General features: G+C 43.8%; 16 protein-coding genes. 15 read left to right on the forward strand and 1 reads right to left on the reverse strand.

The window, feature by feature from the left end:
- Position 1: 1 nt before the first annotated feature.
- From BTO28_RS00395 to pyrE, 6 genes are read left to right on the forward strand one after another with little or no spacing between them, the layout of a single operon-like run.
- Positions 2-1,093, forward strand: coding sequence for a carbamoyl phosphate synthase small subunit (locus BTO28_RS00395; RefSeq protein ID WP_144289418.1), 1,092 nt, complete (start codon positions 2-4; stop codon positions 1,091-1,093).
- On the forward strand, positions 1,086-4,292 hold the full coding sequence (carB, locus tag BTO28_RS00400; protein WP_076762896.1) for a carbamoyl-phosphate synthase large subunit: 3,207 nt from the start codon (positions 1,086-1,088) through the stop codon (positions 4,290-4,292). Before BTO28_RS00395 ends, carB begins: the two co-directional genes overlap by 8 nt.
- Positions 4,289-5,068 (forward strand): dihydroorotate dehydrogenase electron transfer subunit, encoded by a 780-nt coding sequence (locus tag BTO28_RS00405; protein ID WP_076762897.1) that lies wholly within the window; start codon positions 4,289-4,291, stop codon positions 5,066-5,068. The genes carB and BTO28_RS00405 overlap by 4 nt, the downstream gene beginning before the upstream one ends.
- Positions 5,065-5,976, forward strand: a complete 912-nt coding sequence (locus tag BTO28_RS00410; protein WP_076762899.1) for a dihydroorotate dehydrogenase — start codon at positions 5,065-5,067, stop codon at positions 5,974-5,976. The genes BTO28_RS00405 and BTO28_RS00410 overlap by 4 nt, the downstream gene beginning before the upstream one ends.
- Complete coding sequence (pyrF, locus tag BTO28_RS00415) at positions 5,976-6,689, forward strand: orotidine-5'-phosphate decarboxylase (protein ID WP_076762901.1); 714 nt, start codon at positions 5,976-5,978, stop codon at positions 6,687-6,689. Before BTO28_RS00410 ends, pyrF begins: the two co-directional genes overlap by 1 nt.
- The gene (pyrE, locus tag BTO28_RS00420; protein ID WP_076762903.1) at positions 6,686-7,312 is read left to right on the forward strand and encodes an orotate phosphoribosyltransferase; all 627 of its coding nucleotides are present in this window, start codon (positions 6,686-6,688) and stop codon (positions 7,310-7,312) included. Before pyrF ends, pyrE begins: the two co-directional genes overlap by 4 nt.
- A 102-nt stretch (positions 7,313-7,414) precedes the next feature.
- Here pyrE and BTO28_RS00425 read toward each other — a convergent pair whose 3' ends face one another.
- Positions 7,415-9,118 carry an Rqc2 family fibronectin-binding protein gene (locus BTO28_RS00425; protein WP_076762905.1) on the reverse strand — a complete coding sequence of 568 codons (1,704 nt, stop codon included), beginning with the start codon at positions 9,116-9,118 and terminating at the stop codon, positions 7,415-7,417.
- A gap of 169 nt (positions 9,119-9,287) precedes the next feature.
- Between BTO28_RS00425 and remA the strand changes: the two genes are divergently transcribed.
- The 9 genes from remA to rlmN all read left to right on the forward strand — a co-directional run bounded on the left by remA (position 9,288) and on the right by rlmN (position 18,030).
- Positions 9,288-9,548 (forward strand): extracellular matrix/biofilm regulator RemA, encoded by a 261-nt coding sequence (gene remA, locus BTO28_RS00430; RefSeq protein WP_076762907.1) that lies wholly within the window; start codon positions 9,288-9,290, stop codon positions 9,546-9,548.
- A 5-nt stretch (positions 9,549-9,553) separates the two neighbouring features.
- Positions 9,554-10,171, forward strand: coding sequence for a guanylate kinase (gene gmk / locus BTO28_RS00435; RefSeq protein WP_076763413.1), 618 nt, complete (start codon positions 9,554-9,556; stop codon positions 10,169-10,171).
- Positions 10,171-10,398 carry a DNA-directed RNA polymerase subunit omega gene (gene rpoZ / locus BTO28_RS00440; RefSeq protein WP_076762908.1) on the forward strand — a complete coding sequence of 76 codons (228 nt, stop codon included), beginning with the start codon at positions 10,171-10,173 and terminating at the stop codon, positions 10,396-10,398. Before gmk ends, rpoZ begins: the two co-directional genes overlap by 1 nt.
- Positions 10,399-10,586: 188 nt before the next feature.
- The gene (gene coaBC, locus BTO28_RS00445) at positions 10,587-11,792 is read left to right on the forward strand and encodes a bifunctional phosphopantothenoylcysteine decarboxylase/phosphopantothenate--cysteine ligase CoaBC (RefSeq protein WP_076762910.1); all 1,206 of its coding nucleotides are present in this window, start codon (positions 10,587-10,589) and stop codon (positions 11,790-11,792) included.
- Complete coding sequence (gene priA / locus BTO28_RS00450; protein ID WP_076762912.1) at positions 11,789-14,185, forward strand: primosomal protein N'; 2,397 nt, start codon at positions 11,789-11,791, stop codon at positions 14,183-14,185. Before coaBC ends, priA begins: the two co-directional genes overlap by 4 nt.
- A 14-nt stretch (positions 14,186-14,199) precedes the next feature.
- Positions 14,200-14,682, forward strand: coding sequence for a peptide deformylase (def, locus tag BTO28_RS00455; protein WP_076762914.1), 483 nt, complete (start codon positions 14,200-14,202; stop codon positions 14,680-14,682).
- The gene (gene fmt, locus BTO28_RS00460; RefSeq protein ID WP_076762916.1) at positions 14,682-15,623 is read left to right on the forward strand and encodes a methionyl-tRNA formyltransferase; all 942 of its coding nucleotides are present in this window, start codon (positions 14,682-14,684) and stop codon (positions 15,621-15,623) included. Before def ends, fmt begins: the two co-directional genes overlap by 1 nt.
- Position 15,624: 1 nt before the next feature.
- The gene (rsmB, locus tag BTO28_RS00465; RefSeq protein ID WP_076762917.1) at positions 15,625-16,950 is read left to right on the forward strand and encodes a 16S rRNA (cytosine(967)-C(5))-methyltransferase RsmB; all 1,326 of its coding nucleotides are present in this window, start codon (positions 15,625-15,627) and stop codon (positions 16,948-16,950) included.
- A complete protein-coding gene (rlmN, locus tag BTO28_RS00470; RefSeq protein ID WP_076762919.1) occupies positions 16,951-18,030 on the forward strand; it encodes a 23S rRNA (adenine(2503)-C(2))-methyltransferase RlmN in 1,080 nt (359 codons plus the stop codon). It abuts the gene before it with no gap.
- Positions 18,031-18,034 lie beyond the last annotated feature (4 nt).

Below are 18,034 nucleotides of genomic sequence, written 5' to 3' on the forward strand. Positions count from 1 at the left end.
CATGAAAAAACAGCTGATTTTAGAAGATGGAACGGTATTTGCCGGTGAAGGATTTGGCAGCAATAAAGAAATTACAGGTGAAGTTGTTTTTACAACCGGTATGACTGGTTACCAGGAAACACTATCTGATCCCTCCTACTGTGGACAGATCGTCACATTCACCTATCCGTTAATCGGAAACTACGGAGTAAACCGTGACGACTTTGAAACAATTCAGCCCGCTGTAAAAGCACTCGTTGTGAAAGAAGCAGCAGATTTCCCATCTAATTTCAGAAGCGAATTTTCAATAGATGAATATTTGAAAATGAAAGACATTCCAGGGATTTCTGGTATTGATACACGTAAACTAACACGCATTATCCGTCAATATGGTGCGTTAAAGGGAGCCATTGTTTCTGCGGATGTAAATGCTGAAGAGGTTGTCCATCGTCTACAGGCAACAGTTTTACCAACGGATCAAGTTGCACAAGTGTCAACAAAATCCGCTTATCCGAGCCCGGGCCGCGGCTTCCGCGTAGTGCTAATCGATTTTGGTATGAAACACGGCATTTTGCGGGAGTTAAATAAACGCGACTGTGACGTGATCGTCGTTCCGCATGATACAACCGGCGAGCAAATTATGCAATTTAAACCGGATGGAATTATGCTGACAAATGGACCAGGAAACCCGAAAGATGTACCGTACGCGATTGAAACAATAAAATTTTTAATCGGAAAAGTGCCGATTTTCGGTATTTGCCTTGGCCATCAGTTGTTCGCACTTGCCTCAGGTGCTGATACATTCAGATTAAAATTTGGCCATCGCGGTTCAAATCATCCAGTAAAAGACCTTGAAACGGGCCGGACAGCGTTGACTTCACAAAACCACGGATATGCCGTAAGTGAAGAATCGATTGCGAAAACAGACTTGAAAGTAACTCATGTGGCCTTAAATGATGGAACAGTAGAAGGCCTTGCTCATAAAGAATATCCTGTCTTTACGGTTCAGTATCACCCTGAAGCTTCACCAGGACCAGAAGACGATAACATTTTATTCGACCGTTTTATTAAAATGATGAAAGAGAACGCTGTAAAGGAGACTCAACATGCCTAAACGTACAGACATCAAAAGTATATTAGTAATTGGCTCTGGTCCAATCGTGATCGGCCAGGCAGCAGAATTTGACTACGCAGGAACACAGGCGTGCCTGGCATTAAAAGAAGAAGGATACCGTGTTATTCTTGTGAACTCCAACCCGGCAACAATCATGACGGATACAGAAATTGCGGATGCAGTCTATATCGAACCCATCACGCTTGAATTTGTCCGCCGTATTATTCAAAAGGAACGTCCAGACGCAATCTTGCCGACACTTGGCGGGCAAACAGGCTTGAACATGGCAGTTGAACTTGCGAATGCAGGCGTTCTTGAAGAACATAATGTGGAAGTACTCGGAACGAAATTGTCTGCGATTGAGCAGGCGGAAGACCGTGACTTGTTCCGTACGTTAATGAATGATTTAAATGAACCGGTACCGGAAAGTGAAATTATTCATACTCTTGAAGAAGCGTACGGTTTTGTTGAACAAATCGGCTATCCGGTCATTGTCCGCCCTGCCTATACACTTGGCGGTACAGGCGGCGGTATTTGTGCAAATGAAGAAGAATTAATTGAAACGGTCACAAACGGGTTAAAACAAAGTCCAGTGACACAATGTCTTCTTGAAAAAAGCATTGCAGGTTTTAAAGAGATTGAATATGAAGTAATGCGCGACTCGAACGACAATGCAATTGTTGTTTGTAATATGGAAAATATTGATCCGGTCGGCGTTCATACAGGTGACTCAATTGTAGTAGCGCCAAGCCAGACCCTTACAGACCGCGAATATCAAATGCTTCGCAACACGTCATTGAAAATCATTCGTGCTCTTGGCATCGAAGGCGGTTGTAATGTTCAGCTTGCACTTGACCCATACAGCTTCCAATACTACATCATTGAAGTAAATCCACGGGTTAGCCGTTCTTCTGCTCTTGCATCAAAGGCAACAGGATACCCGATCGCAAAACTGGCTGCGAAAATTGCGGTGGGATTAACACTTGATGAAATGATGAACCCTGTTACAGGGAAAACATATGCTTGCTTCGAACCTGCCCTTGATTATATCGTATCGAAAATTCCACGCTGGCCGTTCGATAAATTCGAGCATGCGAACCGTACACTCGGAACACAAATGAAAGCGACAGGGGAAGTCATGGCAATCGGGCGTACGTTTGAAGAGTCAATGTTAAAAGCAGTTCGCTCACTTGAAAGCGGGGTTTACCACCTGTCTCTTGATGAGATTGCAGATAAAGATGATTCTTTCATTGAAAAACGCATCCGTAAAGCAGGGGATGAACGTTTATTCTACCTCGGTGAAGCACTGCGCCGCGGTGTGACAATCGAAACAATTCATGAATGGAGCCAGATTGATCTTTTCTTCTTGAAAAAATTTGAAAACATCGTACGTTTTGAAAAAGAAGTGGAAAATAATCCTTTCCATATAGAAACAGCAAAAAAAGCAAAAGAACTAGGGTTTGCTGACAGAACAATTGCAAAAGCATGGGGAGTAAAAGAAAAAGACGTTTACGACTGGCGTAAGGAAAACGGCATAACACCAGTATTTAAAACAGTTGATACATGTGCCGCGGAGTTTGAATCTGAAACACCATACTATTACGGAACATACGAAGAAGAAAATGAGTCCATTGTGACAGATCGTAAATCCGTTGTCGTTCTCGGCTCCGGGCCGATCCGAATCGGGCAAGGCGTTGAGTTTGATTACGCGACAGTGCACTCCGTATGGGCACTGAAAGAAGCGGGTTATGAAGCGATTATCATCAACAACAACCCAGAAACGGTTTCAACCGACTTCAGTATTTCTGATAAGCTATATTTTGAGCCATTAACAATTGAAGATGTCATGCATATTATCGATCTGGAAAAACCAGAAGGCGTTGTGGTTCAATTTGGTGGTCAGACAGCGATCAATCTGGCAGCTAAGCTGGTTGAACATGGCGTGAAAATTCTTGGCACAAGCTTAGAAGACGTAGACCGTGCGGAAAACCGCGACAAATTTGAACAGGCTTTGCAGGAACTTGACGTACCGCAGCCGCTCGGCAAAACAGCATTTTCTGTTGAAACAGCAGTAGAAATCGCTAACAGCATCGGCTATCCGGTACTTGTTCGCCCTTCGTACGTACTTGGCGGACGTGCAATGGAAATCGTCTATAAAGAAGCCGAACTGCTTCAATACATGAAAAATGCAGTGAAAGTTAATCCAGAACACCCAGTCTTGATCGACCGCTATTTAACAGGAAAAGAAATCGAAGTGGATGCCATTTCCGACGGTACTAACGTTGTGATTCCGGGCATCATGGAGCATATTGAGCGTGCGGGTGTTCACTCTGGCGACTCTATCGCGGTTTATCCGCCGCAAAAATTGACGGAAGACCAGAAAGCGAAAATCATTGAGTATACAGTAAAGCTTGCAAAAGGCTTGAATATTGTCGGCCTTCTTAATATCCAATATGTGATTTCAAAAGGCGAAGTATACGTAATCGAGGTGAATCCTCGTTCAAGCCGCACTGTGCCGTTTTTAAGTAAAATTACAAACGTGCCGATGGCGAATCTTGCAACGAAAGCGATCATGGGGCATTCATTGAAAGAGATGGGCTATGAAACAGGTCTCGTTCCTGAAAAAGAAGGCGTGTATGTAAAAGTGCCGGTCTTCTCATTTGCTAAACTACGCCGTGTCGACACAACTCTAGGCCCTGAGATGAAATCAACGGGTGAGGTAATGGGGAAAGATTCAACGGTTGAAAAAGCGTTGTACAAAGGCCTCGTTGCATCCGGTATGAAGATCCCAACGAAGGGTGCTGTCCTCTTGACAGTAGCGGATAAAGATAAAGAAGAAGCACTTATACTGTCAAAACGTTTCCACAATATCGGCTTCCAGCTGCTTGCAACATACGGAACTGCAAACTTGATCCGTGAATCAGGTGTTCCGGTTGAAACAGTTGCGAAAGTCGGCGCGAAAGGACCAGACATGCTGGATACAATTCGCGGCGGCCAGGCGCAATTTATTATTAACACATTGACAAAAGGCAAACAGCCGGCACGTGATGGATTCCGGATCCGCCGTGAATCTGTTGAAAATGGCATCCCGTGCTTAACATCACTGGATACAGCACAGGCCATTTTAGAAGTTCTTGAATCTATGATCTTTAACGCAGAAGCAATGCCAAAACCGGCATTGGAGGCGATTCATTCATGATTCAAAAAGAGTTGATGACCGTTACAAGCCAGACGGAAATCGCCCATAATATTTATGAAATGACGCTCCAAGGAACACTTGTTGACGAGATGAACGAACCAGGCCGGTTCGTTCATCTGAAAACAGGTGATGACATGATCCCGCTATTAAGGCGTCCGATCAGCATTGCGCGTATTGAACAGGAAAAGCAGGAATTTACAATGATTTACCGGGCAGAAGGAGCCGGAACGATTGCGCTTGCGAAAAAGCGTGCGGGCGATAAAGTCGATGTACTCGGTCCTCTAGGACACGGTTTTCCTGTTGAAGAAGCGAAATCAGGACAGACAGCCCTTTTAATTGGCGGCGGCATCGGTGTTCCGCCCCTATATGAATTGTCCCGGCGTTTAAATGCCCATGGTGTTAAAACGATTCATGTACTTGGTTTTCAAAATCAAGAAGCGGCATTTTATACGGAGCAGTTTTTGGCACTTGGTGAAACATATGTTGCAACGGTTGATGGATCACTTGGTGAAAAGGGATTTGTGACAGATGTTGTCCGCAATCATGGTATAACAGCTGACATTTTTTATTCATGCGGACCGACACTTATGTTAAAAGCGGTTGAACAACTTCATGCAGCGCCCCGGGGTTATATTTCGCTAGAAGAGCGGATGGGCTGTGGGATCGGCGCATGTTTTGCCTGCGTCTGCCATCCAGCACAAGACGAGTCAGGCACTGCTTATTTAAAAATATGCAGTGATGGTCCCGTATTTCCAGCCGGGGAGGTAGCACTTTGAATAGATTATCGATTGAACTCCCAGGGCTGTCATTAAAAAATCCGGTTATGCCTGCTTCAGGTTGCTTCGGCTTCGGACGTGAGTATAGCCAGCTGTACGATTTAGGTTCACTTGGAGCGATTATGATTAAAGCGACAACAGAAGAGCCTCGTTATGGAAACCCAACGCCTCGAGTAGCGGAAACACCGGCGGGTATGCTCAATGCAATTGGTCTTCAAAACCCGGGTTTGGAAAAAGTCATCGAAAATGAACTCGAATGGCTAAAACAGTTTGATGTGCCAATTATTGCGAATGTGGCCGGTTCAATGACCGAAGATTATGTCGCAGTAGCAAAAGAAATATCTAAAGCTGAAAATGTTCATGCACTTGAATTGAATATTTCTTGTCCGAACGTCAAAACAGGCGGCATCGCATTTGGTACTGTACCAGAAACAGCAAAAGAGCTGACAAAACGGGTGAAAGAAGTATCGGATGTTCCTGTTTATGTAAAGCTTTCCCCAAACGTAACGAATATTGTCGAAATGGCAAAAGCGGTGGAAGACGGCGGTGCGGACGGAATTACAATGATTAATACCTTAATCGGTATGCGTATTGATGTAAAAACAGCTCGGCCGATATTATCAAACCGTACAGGAGGTTTGTCCGGTCCGGCGGTTAAACCGGTTGCGATACGTATGGTGTATGAAGTAAGCCAGCAAACCAGGCTGCCGATCATTGGTATGGGTGGAATTTCAACAGTGGAAGACATCATTGAATTTTATTTAGCCGGTGCAGATGCAGTTGCAGTCGGCACAGCAAACTTTGTCAATCCATTTGTATGTCCAGAATTAATTGAGCAGCTTGATCAGTATTTAGAAGCACATAACATCAACCATATTAGTGAACTGAAGGGACGGAGCTGGAAGTAATGGAGAAAGAACCAATCATTGCACTTGATTTCCCTTCATGGGAGAAAACAGAACAATTTCTTGCGCCGTTTGGAAATGAACAGCTTTATGTAAAAGTTGGCATGGAGCTTTATTTACAAAATGGACCGCTTATTATTAAACGGTTAAAAGAAATGAATCATCGTGTTTTTCTTGATTTGAAACTTCATGATATTCCAAACACGGTCAAGCAGGCAATGAAGGGTCTCGCAGCGCTTGGTGTCGACATGATAAACGTTCATGCGGCGGGTGGCGTAGAAATGATGATAGCAGCGCGTGAAGGGCTAGATGAAGGTGCAAGGGGCGGTAAACGTCCTGTTTTGCTTGCTGTCACTCAGCTCACATCTACCTCTGAAGAAGGAATGAAAGCAGATCAGTTAATTACTGTTCCTCTTCATGAGTCTGTTCTTCACTACGCGAAAAAAGCAAAAGAATCTGGCTGCGACGGTGTTGTTTGCTCAGTTCTTGAAGCATCCGACATTCGTGATGCGTGTGGAACGGACTTTTACAAAGTGACCCCTGGTATCCGTTTGAAAGATGGAAATGCGGATGATCAGCAGCGCATCGCCGACCCGGAGAAAGCACGAGAAATCGGCTCGACAGCAATCGTTGTCGGACGTCCCATTACGAAGGCAGCTGATCCTGTTGCTGCATACCATCACATTAAAACACTGTGGGGAGGAAACGTACGATGAAAAAAGAGATTGCAGAAGAATTACTGAGAATCCGCGCAGTGTATTTGCAGCCAAACGATCCATTTACATGGTCATCAGGCATGAAGTCACCTATTTATTGTGACAACCGTTTAACGTTGTCATATCCGGAAACACGTCAGAAAATAGCTGACGGACTCGCTAAATTGATTAATGAGCACTTCCCTGAAGCTGAAATCGTAGCTGGTACCGCTACAGCGGGGATTCCGCATGCAGCATGGGTATCGGACGTGTTAAATCTTCCGATGTGCTATGTCCGTTCTAAAGCAAAAGAACACGGCAAAGGGAATCAAATTGAAGGCAAAATTGACCGTGGCGCGAAAGTCGTCGTGATCGAGGATTTAATTTCAACAGGCGGCAGCGCAATCACCGCAGCAGAGGCTCTTCGCGATGCGGGCTGTGACGTTCTTGGCGTTGCAGCGATCTTTACATACGGTTTATCAAAAGGGGACGCACGTCTTTCAGATGCAGACCTATCAGCTGTAGCTCTTAGTGATTATGATGCATTAATTGAAGTAGCTGCTGAGAAAAACTACGTGGCATCTAGCGACCTTGAAACATTAAAACAATGGAAAGAAAACCCTGATGCATGGGGCGGGAAATAAAACGGTCACGAATTTGTGACCGATTTTTTATTGCCTGCAACGATTATAATTAGAATTGATAGCAAAAAAGAACCTGAGCAGATGGATGCTCAGGTTCTTCTTCTATTTCTTCATCTCCATCACTTTGCCTTCATCCGGAGTCACGTAAACAGTGTGCTGCTGGTCATAGATCACAAAACCAGGTTTGGCGCCTGATGGTTTTTTAACATAGCGCACTTTTGTGTAATCAACTGGCACGGATGATGATTCTTTCGCTTTGCTGTAATAGGCAGCAATCATGGCGGCTTCTAAAATCGTCTGATCTGATGGATCGTCCGATCGTATGACGACGTGTGAGCCGGGAATGTCTTTCGTATGCAGCCAAATATCATCGCGGCGCGCAAATTTATTGGTCAAGTAGTCATTTTGCCGGTTGTTTTTTCCTGCATGAATGGATGTGCCGTCAGATGATACATACTCTTCTATGGATGGTTTTTCCATTTTCTTTTTCTTTTTCACATTTCGTGCTTTCATGTAGCCTTCTTCGGCAAGTTCTTCACGAATTTCTTCAATGTCGCGCGGTGAAGCAGATTCGAGCTGCTGCAGAAGAGATTCAAAATATTGGATTTCTTCGTTTGTTTTCGTAATCTGTTCCTGCACAACAATGATCGCATTTTTCGCTTTTTGATAACGGGAAAAATACTTTTGTGCGTTGTCAGCAGGATTTTTTTGTGGATCAAGCGGAATTGTGATCTTAGCACCTGTTTCATCGTAATAATTCAACACTTCTATTTCCGTCATGCCCTTTTGTACGGCATATAAATTAGCGGTTAATAGTTCACCAAGACGCTGATACTCACCGGCGTTTTCCGCTTCTTCAAGCGTTCTCTCGAGTTTGCTTATTTTCGACCGGTTTTTTTGCAGCTCATTGCTAATCAAGCGTTCAAGGTCATTTGCCTGCTGACGGACTCGGTCTCGTTCCGCTTTTCCGAAATAATAACGGTCAAGCAGCATTGATAATGTATCGAATATTATTCGTTCACCGTTTAAATGCGGTAAATCTGTCATATAAAAATACGTTTTTTCCCCGTTATCGATCATGATAGGTGTATACGCCTTTTTTTGCAGCGGTTTTATTACTTCCAAAAACGCAGGAGGAATCGTTTCGCGGTTTGCGAGACCGGTACGCGAGACGATTTCATTGCTGATGAGCGGCGACATGCCCTCAAACGCGGCGACTAGCTGTTTTCCTAGTTTTCCCCCGTTAAAATCAATTGACTGAATGACTGTTTCGGCGTCAGCAGTAAGTGGATTTTTTTTGTTTTGTGAAGGTGGATCGATGTACTTAGAACCCGGTAAAATCGTCCGGTAGCTGTTAAGCGAGGCCGGAATATGTTTAATGCTGTCAATAATCGTGTTTTTTTCTTTATCGACAAGGATAATGTTGCTGTGGCGGCCCATAATTTCAACGTATAGCTGTTTATAAGAGATGTCTCCAATTTCATTTTTGCCTTTAAATTCAAAGACAATCGTGCGGTCAAGTCCATTTTGAGTAATTTTTTCTAAAATGGCTCCATCCAGATGTTTCCGCATCATGATACAGAACAGAGGCGGCTCAGACGGATTATCCTGCACCGTTTCAGTCACCTGCACACGAGCGTATGATGGATGGGCGGATAAAAGTAGTTTGTTATTTTTCCCGCGGGCACGGATCACCATAATCGTTTCATTTTTATATGGCTGGTGAATTTTATTGACGCGTCCACCTGAAAGCAGCTCGCTTAATTCTTCCACCATTGCCTTTGTAAATAGTCCATCAAATGCCATAACTCTCATACTCCCTTTTAAACGAACATATTTATTTATCATATCATGACGAAGAGAATAAGGTAAATTTACTGTCCGCTTATTTTTTAAGCAATAAGCGGATAAAATATGATATAATACTAAAAGTATGCAAGAACGGATTCGATAGGACAAAGGGGATAATAAGACGATGCAGTTAATCAATATCGGTTTTGGGAGCGTCGTCTCGGCAGAACGGATTGTGACGATTGTCAGCCCGGAGTCGGCACCGATCAAACGGCTTGTTCAAGAGTCGCGTGAAAGGGGTAATCTCGTCGATGCGACGTTTGGCCGCAGGACGCGAGCGGTTATTATTACAGACAGCAATCATATTATTTTATCGGCAGTTCAGCCGGAAACAGTAGCGAACCGCGCTGCTTTGAAAGATGAGGATGCAGAGGAAGGATTGTGAAAGACGTGAAGGAAAAAGGCTTGCTGATCGTATTGTCCGGGCCTTCAGGCGTTGGAAAAGGGACTGTGCGAAAAGCTATTTTTTCAAGGGATGATGTAAAATTCGACTATTCGATTTCGATGACAACTCGCATACCGCGCGAGGGAGAGGTTGATGGTGTTGATTATTTTTTTAAATCCCGAGAAGAATTTGAGCAGCTAATTGAAGCCGGAAAACTGCTTGAATACGCTGAGTTTGTCGGAAACTATTACGGGACACCCGTTGATTACGTAAGGGAATCTCTTGATGCAGGAACGGATATTTTTCTGGAAATTGAAGTCGAAGGCGCCCGCCAAGTACGTGAGAAGTTTCCGGAAGGGCTGTTTATATTTCTTGCTCCGCCGAGTCTTTCTGAGCTGCACAGCCGGATTATCGGCCGCGGCACTGAGACAGATGAAGTGATCCGCGGACGAATGGAACAAGCTAGAAAAGAAATTGAGATGATGGATTTGTATGACTACGTTGTAGAAAACGACGAAGTAGAGCGGGCATGCACCCGAATCCAATCCATTGTCGAAGCGGAGCATTGCCGCCGTGAACGTGTGCAGCACCGTTACCAAATTATGCTGGAAGGTGAAAAGTAATGTTATATCCATCAATTGATAATTTACTTACGAAAATCGATTCAAAATATTCCCTCGTTAGTGTTGCCGCTAAGCGTGCACGCTTTATGCAGGAAAATAAGGGCACAGAGGCATTATCTTCATACAGATCCCATAAATTTGTCGGCAAAGCGCTTGAAGAAATTTATGCAGATGAGCTTGTCATGAAAAAGAAAGATTTGAATGAAACATATTCAGATGAAGTGTAAATAACTCATGAAAGGAAAAGGGCGGTTTTCTCCGGCCTTTTCTTTTTTGTCTCGGTGAAAAGAAGCCAATGTAGATTTGATGCCGAGACAAAAGATGACGGTCATTCAAGTGAAAAACCCTCCACTGAATGGCGTTATACTTTATGCTATCATATTTGTATAAGAACGAATGAACGGAGGATACATATATGAATGGAAAACACATTCTTCTTTGTGTCAGCGGAGGAATTGCGGTTTATAAGGCAGCGGCACTTACAAGTAAATTAAAGCAGGCCGGTGCGGAAGTGAAAGTCGTTATGACGGAATCGGCACAAAAATTTGTCACACCCGTTACTTTTCAAGCGCTATCCGGTCAGCCTGTTTATACGGATACATTTGATGAAAAGGATCCGGCAAAAATTGCGCACATTGATATTGCGGATTGGGCAGACCTTGTTCTCGTGGCACCAGCGTCTGCGAATATCATCGCTAAAATGGCCAATGGGATTGCTGACGACATGGTCTCAACCGTGCTTCTTGCCGGTACAGCTCCAAAATGGATTGCTCCTGCGATGAATGTTCATATGTATGCTCATCCTGCTGTGCAAAAAAATATGAACACGTTGAAATCATTCGGTTACCGGTTTATTGAACCAGGTGAAGGATATCTTGCCTGCGGATATACAGGAAAAGGACGGCTGGAAGAACCGGAAGTGATCACCGCGCTTGTATCTGAATATTTCTCAGGGCAAAAAAATACGCCGCTCTTAGGAAAAAAAGTGATAGTAACAGCAGGACCAACACGTGAGGCAGTAGACCCGGTCCGCTTTTTTACAAATCATTCAACAGGGAAGATGGGTTATGCAGTTGCGGAAGCAGCACGTGATCTGGGTGCTGATGTTACACTTATTTCCGGTCCGGTGAACCTGGAACCGCCGGCTGGCGTAAATGTAATCAACGTGGAGAGTGCAAAAGATATGTTTGACGCTGTGATCGAATCGTATGACGGAGCTGACATCGTTGTAAAAACAGCCGCGGTTGCAGATTACCGTCCGAAACGTATCCATGATAGTAAAATGAAAAAACAGGACGGTGAACTTTCTCTTGAATTGGAGCGTACGATTGATATTTTAAAAACGCTCGGTGAACAGAAAGCACATCAATTTTTAATCGGTTTTGCTGCAGAAACGAACGATGTCACGACCTATGCGAAGCGAAAGCTGGAATCGAAAAATGCAGATATGATTGTTGCCAATAATGTAAAGCAAGCAGGGGCAGGGTTTGGCGGCGATACGAATATTATTACGGTTTTCCACAGGGACGGGACAACTCGCGAATATGATTTGATGTCGAAAAGAGATGCGGCGGTTCATATTTTAAAAGAAGCGATTGAGCGAATGGGTGATAAGGCATGATTGTAGCTTCTGTCATTGTCGATGTGGCTGTCATGCAGACAGACCGCCCCTTTGACTATGAAGTACCGGATCGGTGGCAGGAGGTCATTCAGCCCGGGATGCGTGTTGTTGTCCCGTTCGGACCGCGTCATGTACAAGGATTTGTACTGGATGTTAAAGAAGAGGCGGAGATTCGGAAGTTGAAGCCGATTGTTGAACCGATGGATATTGTACCGGTACTCAATGAGGAACTCCTTTCACTTGCGGATTGGCTCACAGCCGAGTCACTTTGCTTTAAAATTTCCGCATTGCAGGTTATGCTGCCTGCCGCAATGAAAGCAAAATATCAAAAATTTATTCGGAAAACAAGAGAGCAGTCTGTTCAGCCTGCAGTTGAGTCACTATTTAATAATAGGGAAGAAATTCCTTGGGAAGAAGCAACAGATGCCGGGAAATTGTCTGATATACGAAAAGAAGTAAAAAACGGAACACTTGAAGTCATTTATTCAGTAAAAAGCAAAGGCCGCAAGAAAACGGTTAGAATGGTGAAATGCACGCTTTCCGAAAATGAGCTGGCCGAAATAGTTAACATTATGCCAAAAAATGCGGTCAAACAAAAAGAAGCATTGCTCGTTTTTACTGGACGGACACATCATTGGCTTTCTTTAAAAGAAACAGGCATCTCGTCGGCAACCGCAAAATCATTAATTGAAAAAGGATTCCTAGAAGAAAAGCAGGAAGAAATGTACCGGGATCCGCTTGGCGGCCAGCATTTCGAACCGGATAAACCGCTTATGTTAACGGAAAATCAGCAGAAGGCAATACGGCCTATTCTTGATAACTTAAACGCCGGTACATCGGGAACGTTTTTATTACATGGTGTGACGGGAAGCGGCAAAACAGAAATATATTTGCAATCCATCAGCCGCGTTATTGAAAAAGGACAGGAAGCCATTTTACTCGTTCCAGAAATATCATTGACACCTCAAATGACAGAGCGCTTTAAACGCCGCTTTGGCAACGATGTTGCGGTTCTTCACAGTGGTCTTTCGACCGGAGAAAAGTATGATGAATGGAGAAAAATAAGTCGGAAAGAAGTGAAAGTCGTCGTTGGCGCACGGTCGGCTATTTTCGCACCTTTTGAAAATATTGGTCTCATCATTATTGATGAAGAGCATGAAACGAGCTACAAACAGGAAGAAAATCCCCGCTATCATGCACGTGATGTGGCAATTCAGCGTTCTTTCCACTACAACTGTCCGGTTATTTTAGGCAGCGCCACACCATCTCTTGAATCATATGCGCGGGCAAAAAAAGGTGTATACACGCTGCTTTCGCTCGACCAACGTGTCAATGACCGTCCGCTTCCAACAGTCGACATTGTGGATATGCGTGAAGAGCTGCGTGAAGGAAACCGGTCTATGTTCTCACGGACGCTGTTTGAAAAAATAAAAGATCGACTTGAAAAAGGGGAGCAGACCGTTTTATTTCTAAATAAACGGGGCTATTCTTCTTTTATTATGTGCCGAGACTGCGGCTATGTTGCCGGATGCCCGCATTGCGATGTGTCAATGACCTATCACCGCCATCGCCACCAGCTAAAATGCCATTATTGCGGGTATGAAGAAGCCGCGCCCTATGTATGTCCAGAATGCACGAGTGAACATATTCGTCATTTTGGCACAGGGACTCAAAAGGTTGAAGAGGAATTATTAAAGCTCCTGCCGGAAGCACGAATTATTCGAATGGATGTCGATACAACCGGAACGAAAGGCGCCCATGAAAAATTACTTCGAAAATTTGGTGATAAAGAAGCGGATATTTTACTTGGCACGCAAATGATTGCAAAAGGTCTTGATTTTCCGGATATTACGCTTGTTGGCGTTTTAAGTGCAGACACGATGCTTCATTTGCCGGATTTCCGTTCATCAGAAAAAACATTTCAGCTGTTAACACAGGTGAGCGGGCGAGCTGGACGGCACACTCTCCCAGGGGAAGTTGTTGTACAGACATACACTCCAGAACATTACAGCATTCAGTTAGCGGCGGAACAAAATTATGAATCATTTTATCAACAGGAAATGATGATGAGGAAAATGGGGGGGTATCCGCCGTTTTATTTTTTAGCTCTCATCACCATTAGCCATACAGAAGCAATTGAAGCGGCATCGGCGGCGAATAAAATTGTCACAAAAATTAAACCTGCGCTTTCCTCTGCCGCTGTAATTCTCGGACCTGTCGCATCGCCAATCGCTCGTATCAATAATAGATATCGATGGCAATGTTTGATAAAATACAAACGTGAACCGAAGTTAACGGAGATATTAAAAAAAGTCCTGGAACATTATACAAAACAAGGAAAATCGAACGGATTAATTGTGTCAATTGATATACATCCATACGTGTTAATGTAGAAAAGAGGAATGATATGACAATATTAAAGATTGTCGAACATCCGGCGGCAATTTTAGAAACAAAATGCCGGCCGGTGACAACGTTTAACAGCGAATTAAAGCGTCTTGTACGCGATATGCAGGAAACAATGATCGAAGCAGATGGTGTTGGACTTGCAGCACCGCAAATTGGTATGGACATTCGGCTTGCAATTGTAGATGTGGAAGATGAGCATGGATTAATTGTACTGGTCAACCCTGAACTGATTGCTTCATCAGGCAGTCAGACTGATATCGAAGGTTGTTTAAGTTTTCCTGAGTTATACGGGATAGTGACCCGCCCGAATGCCATTAATATAAAAGCACAAAATGTCAAAGGGCAGATGTTTACATTTCAGGCAGAAGGTTTTTTGGCCCGAGCAATTTTACATGAAATGGATCACCTTGACGGGATTCTTTTTACATCAAAAGTAGAAAAGTACATTCCATCTGAGGAATTGGAAAGGGTGGATTCCTAATGACGAAAATAGTATTTATGGGCACACCTGATTTTTCGGTTCCGGTTCTCGATATACTCGTTAAGGATGGGTATGACATTCTTGCGGTTGTTACGCAGCCTGATCGTCCCGTCGGCAGAAAAAAAATCATGACCCCGCCTCCTGTGAAAGAAGCGGCTATAAAACATAATTTACCTGTATTGCAACCGGTAAAACTCTCGGCTTCTATAGAATTACAAAAAATCATCGAGATGAAACCAGATCTTATTGTAACAGCCGCATATGGACAGTTGCTGCCAAAAGACTTGCTTAATACACCGAAATTTGGCTGTATTAATGTTCATGCTTCTCTCCTGCCTGAATTACGCGGGGGCGCTCCGATTCACTATTCGATTCTGCAGGGGAAAAAAGAAACGGGCATTACGATAATGTACATGGCTGAAAAATTGGATGCAGGTGATATTATTACACAGGCGTCTATTCCAATAGAAGAAGATGATCATACAGGCATCTTACACGATAAATTAAGCGAGGTTGGAGCGAAATTGCTTTCTGAAACAATCCCGGCTATTTTAGAAGGAACCTCAAGCCGTACACCGCAGGATGAGTCAAAAGCTACATTTGCACCAAATATTCGCCGTGCGGATGAAAAAATTGACTGGAACCGTTCCGGTGAAGAGTTATACAACCAGGTGCGGGGCCTTTATCCGTGGCCGGTCTCCTACACAATGCTTAATGGAGCGGTCGTAAAAGTCTGGAAAGCAGAAAAAGCAACTGGTACATCTGACGAACCAGGCACCGTAATATCTATTGAGGATGACGGGTTTATTGTATCAACGGGTTCACGTACCGCATTAAAAATTATTGAATTGCAGCCTGCAGGAAAAAAACGAATGAGTGCCCGCGATTATTTACGAGGCTCTGGTTCCATCCTTTCGGCCGGCATGAAGTTTGGAGAATAAAATGGGAACACTGAATGTGCGCGAAACAGCGCTGGAATTAATCGAATCAGTTGAAAAAAGTGGTTCATACAGTAATTTGCTTTTAAACAATGCGATTGAAAAGAATAACATTTCTGGCCGTGACGCCGCCTTGTTGACTGAAATTACGTACGGCACCATTCAACGAAAATTAACACTTGATTTTTATCTGGCTCCTTTTTTGAAAAAGAAGCCAGAGCGTTGGGTCAATAATTTGCTCCGTTTATCCCTTTACCAGATGGTCTATCTTGATAAAGTACCTGAGCGCGCCGTCATTCATGAAGCGGTTAATATAGCGAAAAAACGCGGCCATAAAGGGATTGCCGGTATGGTGAATGGGGTGCTGAGATCCATTCAACGCGAAGGACTGCCGAACACGAACGAGATTCGCGATGAAGCGGAACGGATTTCTGTTGAGACAAGTCATCCGCTTTGGCTTGTAAAACGATGGATTAAAGCGTATGGTGCAGAAAAGACAGAGGCAATGTGCCGCCATAATTTAACGGCTCCTGAACAGACTGTCCGTGTCAATAAGATCCAAATGACAAGGGATGAAGCGATTAAAAAGCTTAAAGAAGAAGGATTTGATGCATGTTATTCAGAGGTGTCTCCATTTGCAATTCGCATCGCAAGAGGAAATGCAGTAAGATCTACGTTATATAAAGATGGTGCGATTTCGATTCAAGATGAAAGTTCTATGCTCGTTGCTCCTGTTCTTGGCGTATCACCTGGACAGCGCGTTCTCGATATGTGTGCTGCACCCGGCGGCAAAACGGCGCACATAGCTGAAATAATGAATGGCGAAGGACACATCGATGCCCTTGATATTCACGCTCATAAATTAAAACTTGTTGAGCAAAACGCCGAACGTCTTTCACTATCGAATATACATGTTCAAAAACAAGATGCTCGAAAGGCCGGCGAGATATTTGAAAGTGAAACCTTCGATGCAATTCTTGTCGATGCCCCGTGTTCAGGTCTTGGTGTCATCCGCCGAAAGCCGGATTTAAAGTATGTGAAAACGGAAGAAGATCTGGACAACCTGCAGTCAATTCAACTCACTATATTAGCTGCTGCTGCACCGCTTGTAAAAGATAACGGTGTTCTTGTATATAGTACTTGTACCGTAGACAAAGCTGAAAACGAAGGGACGGTTGCTTCTTTCCTGAAGGCACACCCTGAATTTGAAGCGGAGCCGCTTGAACATATATCATTACAGCCGCAGTCTTCAATGATCCAAATATTCCCTGATGATTTTGGCGGAGACGGATTTTTCATTAGTAAATTTAGAAAGAAGGAACGAACCTAAATGAATGCAGCAACGAACAAACAAAACGAAGCACAGAAGCCATCAATTTATTCTTTGGAACTTCATGAAATGAAAGACTGGCTTACAGAAAACGGGGAAAAACCTTTTCGTGCCGAGCAAATATTTGACTGGCTGTATGTAAAACGGGCGAAATCCGTAGATGAAATGACAAACTTGTCAAAAACATTACGGGAGAAACTGGAAGTTCATTTTGCATTCACTGTTTTAAAAACAGCGATTCAACAAGAATCCGCAGATGGCACCATCAAATTTTTGTTCGAACTGCATGACGGCTACTCCATCGAAACGGTGTTAATGCGTCATGATTACGGAAACTCAATTTGTGTGACTACTCAAGTCGGCTGCCGCATTGGCTGTACATTTTGCGCATCCACACTCGGAGGTTTGAAACGAAACCTGGAAGCAGGGGAAATTGTTGCACAGGTGGTCAAAGTACAACAGGCGCTTGATGAAGTTGGTGAACGAGTCAGCTCGGTCGTTATTATGGGCATCGGGGAACCATTTGATAATTATGATGAAATGATGTCATTTTTGAACATCATCAACCATGATAAAGGATTAAATATTGGAGCTCGTCACATTACCGTCTCAACTAGCGGGATAGTGCCGAAAATTTACAAATTCGCAGATGAAAAAACACAAATTAATTTTGCTGTATCCCTTCATGCACCGAACGACGAACTTCGAACAAAATTAATGCCAATAAACCGTGCGTATAAATTAAAAGATTTAATGGAAGCAATCCGCTATTATACAGAAAAAACGGGACGCCGCATCAGCTTTGAATACGGCTTGTTCGGCGGGGAAAATGATTCTGTTGCTCATGCGGAAGAACTAGCAGGGCTTATTAAAGGGATTAAGTGTCATGTCAACTTAATTCCGGTTAACTATGTACCGGAACGCAATTACGTTCGTACACCACGCAACAAAATATTTGAGTTTGAAAAAACATTGAAAAAGAATGGCGTGAATGTGACGATCCGCCGTGAACAAGGAACAGATATCGATGCGGCATGTGGACAGCTTCGAGCGAAAGAGCGTGCTGGCGAAACGAGGTGACCAA

It is taken from the genome of Domibacillus epiphyticus, assembly GCF_001975785.1.
GTDB classification, from domain to species: Bacteria; Bacillota; Bacilli; order Bacillales; family Domibacillaceae; genus Domibacillus; species Domibacillus epiphyticus.

What these genes read in the sequence shown, in the direction of transcription:
- BTO28_RS00405 (WP_076762897.1), top strand. Translation starts at nt 4,289, where the DNA reads ATGATTCAAAAAGAGTTGATGACCGTTACAAGCCAGACGGAAATCGCC.
- fmt (WP_076762916.1), top strand. Translation starts at nt 14,682, where the DNA reads ATGACGAAAATAGTATTTATGGGCACACCTGATTTTTCGGTTCCGGTT.
- pyrF (WP_076762901.1), top strand. Translation starts at nt 5,976, where the DNA reads ATGGAGAAAGAACCAATCATTGCACTTGATTTCCCTTCATGGGAGAAA.
- carB (WP_076762896.1), top strand. Translation starts at nt 1,086, where the DNA reads ATGCCTAAACGTACAGACATCAAAAGTATATTAGTAATTGGCTCTGGT.
- remA (WP_076762907.1), top strand. Translation starts at nt 9,288, where the DNA reads ATGCAGTTAATCAATATCGGTTTTGGGAGCGTCGTCTCGGCAGAACGG.
- rlmN (WP_076762919.1), top strand. Translation starts at nt 16,951, where the DNA reads ATGAATGCAGCAACGAACAAACAAAACGAAGCACAGAAGCCATCAATT.
- rsmB (WP_076762917.1), top strand. Translation starts at nt 15,625, where the DNA reads ATGGGAACACTGAATGTGCGCGAAACAGCGCTGGAATTAATCGAATCA.
- BTO28_RS00395 (WP_144289418.1), top strand. Translation starts at nt 2, where the DNA reads ATGAAAAAACAGCTGATTTTAGAAGATGGAACGGTATTTGCCGGTGAA.
- coaBC (WP_076762910.1), top strand. Translation starts at nt 10,587, where the DNA reads ATGAATGGAAAACACATTCTTCTTTGTGTCAGCGGAGGAATTGCGGTT.
- rpoZ (WP_076762908.1), top strand. Translation starts at nt 10,171, where the DNA reads ATGTTATATCCATCAATTGATAATTTACTTACGAAAATCGATTCAAAA.
- priA (WP_076762912.1), top strand. Translation starts at nt 11,789, where the DNA reads ATGATTGTAGCTTCTGTCATTGTCGATGTGGCTGTCATGCAGACAGAC.
- BTO28_RS00425 (WP_076762905.1), bottom strand. Translation starts at nt 9,118, where the DNA reads ATGGCATTTGATGGACTATTTACAAAGGCAATGGTGGAAGAATTAAGC.
- def (WP_076762914.1), top strand. Translation starts at nt 14,200, where the DNA reads ATGACAATATTAAAGATTGTCGAACATCCGGCGGCAATTTTAGAAACA.
- pyrE (WP_076762903.1), top strand. Translation starts at nt 6,686, where the DNA reads ATGAAAAAAGAGATTGCAGAAGAATTACTGAGAATCCGCGCAGTGTAT.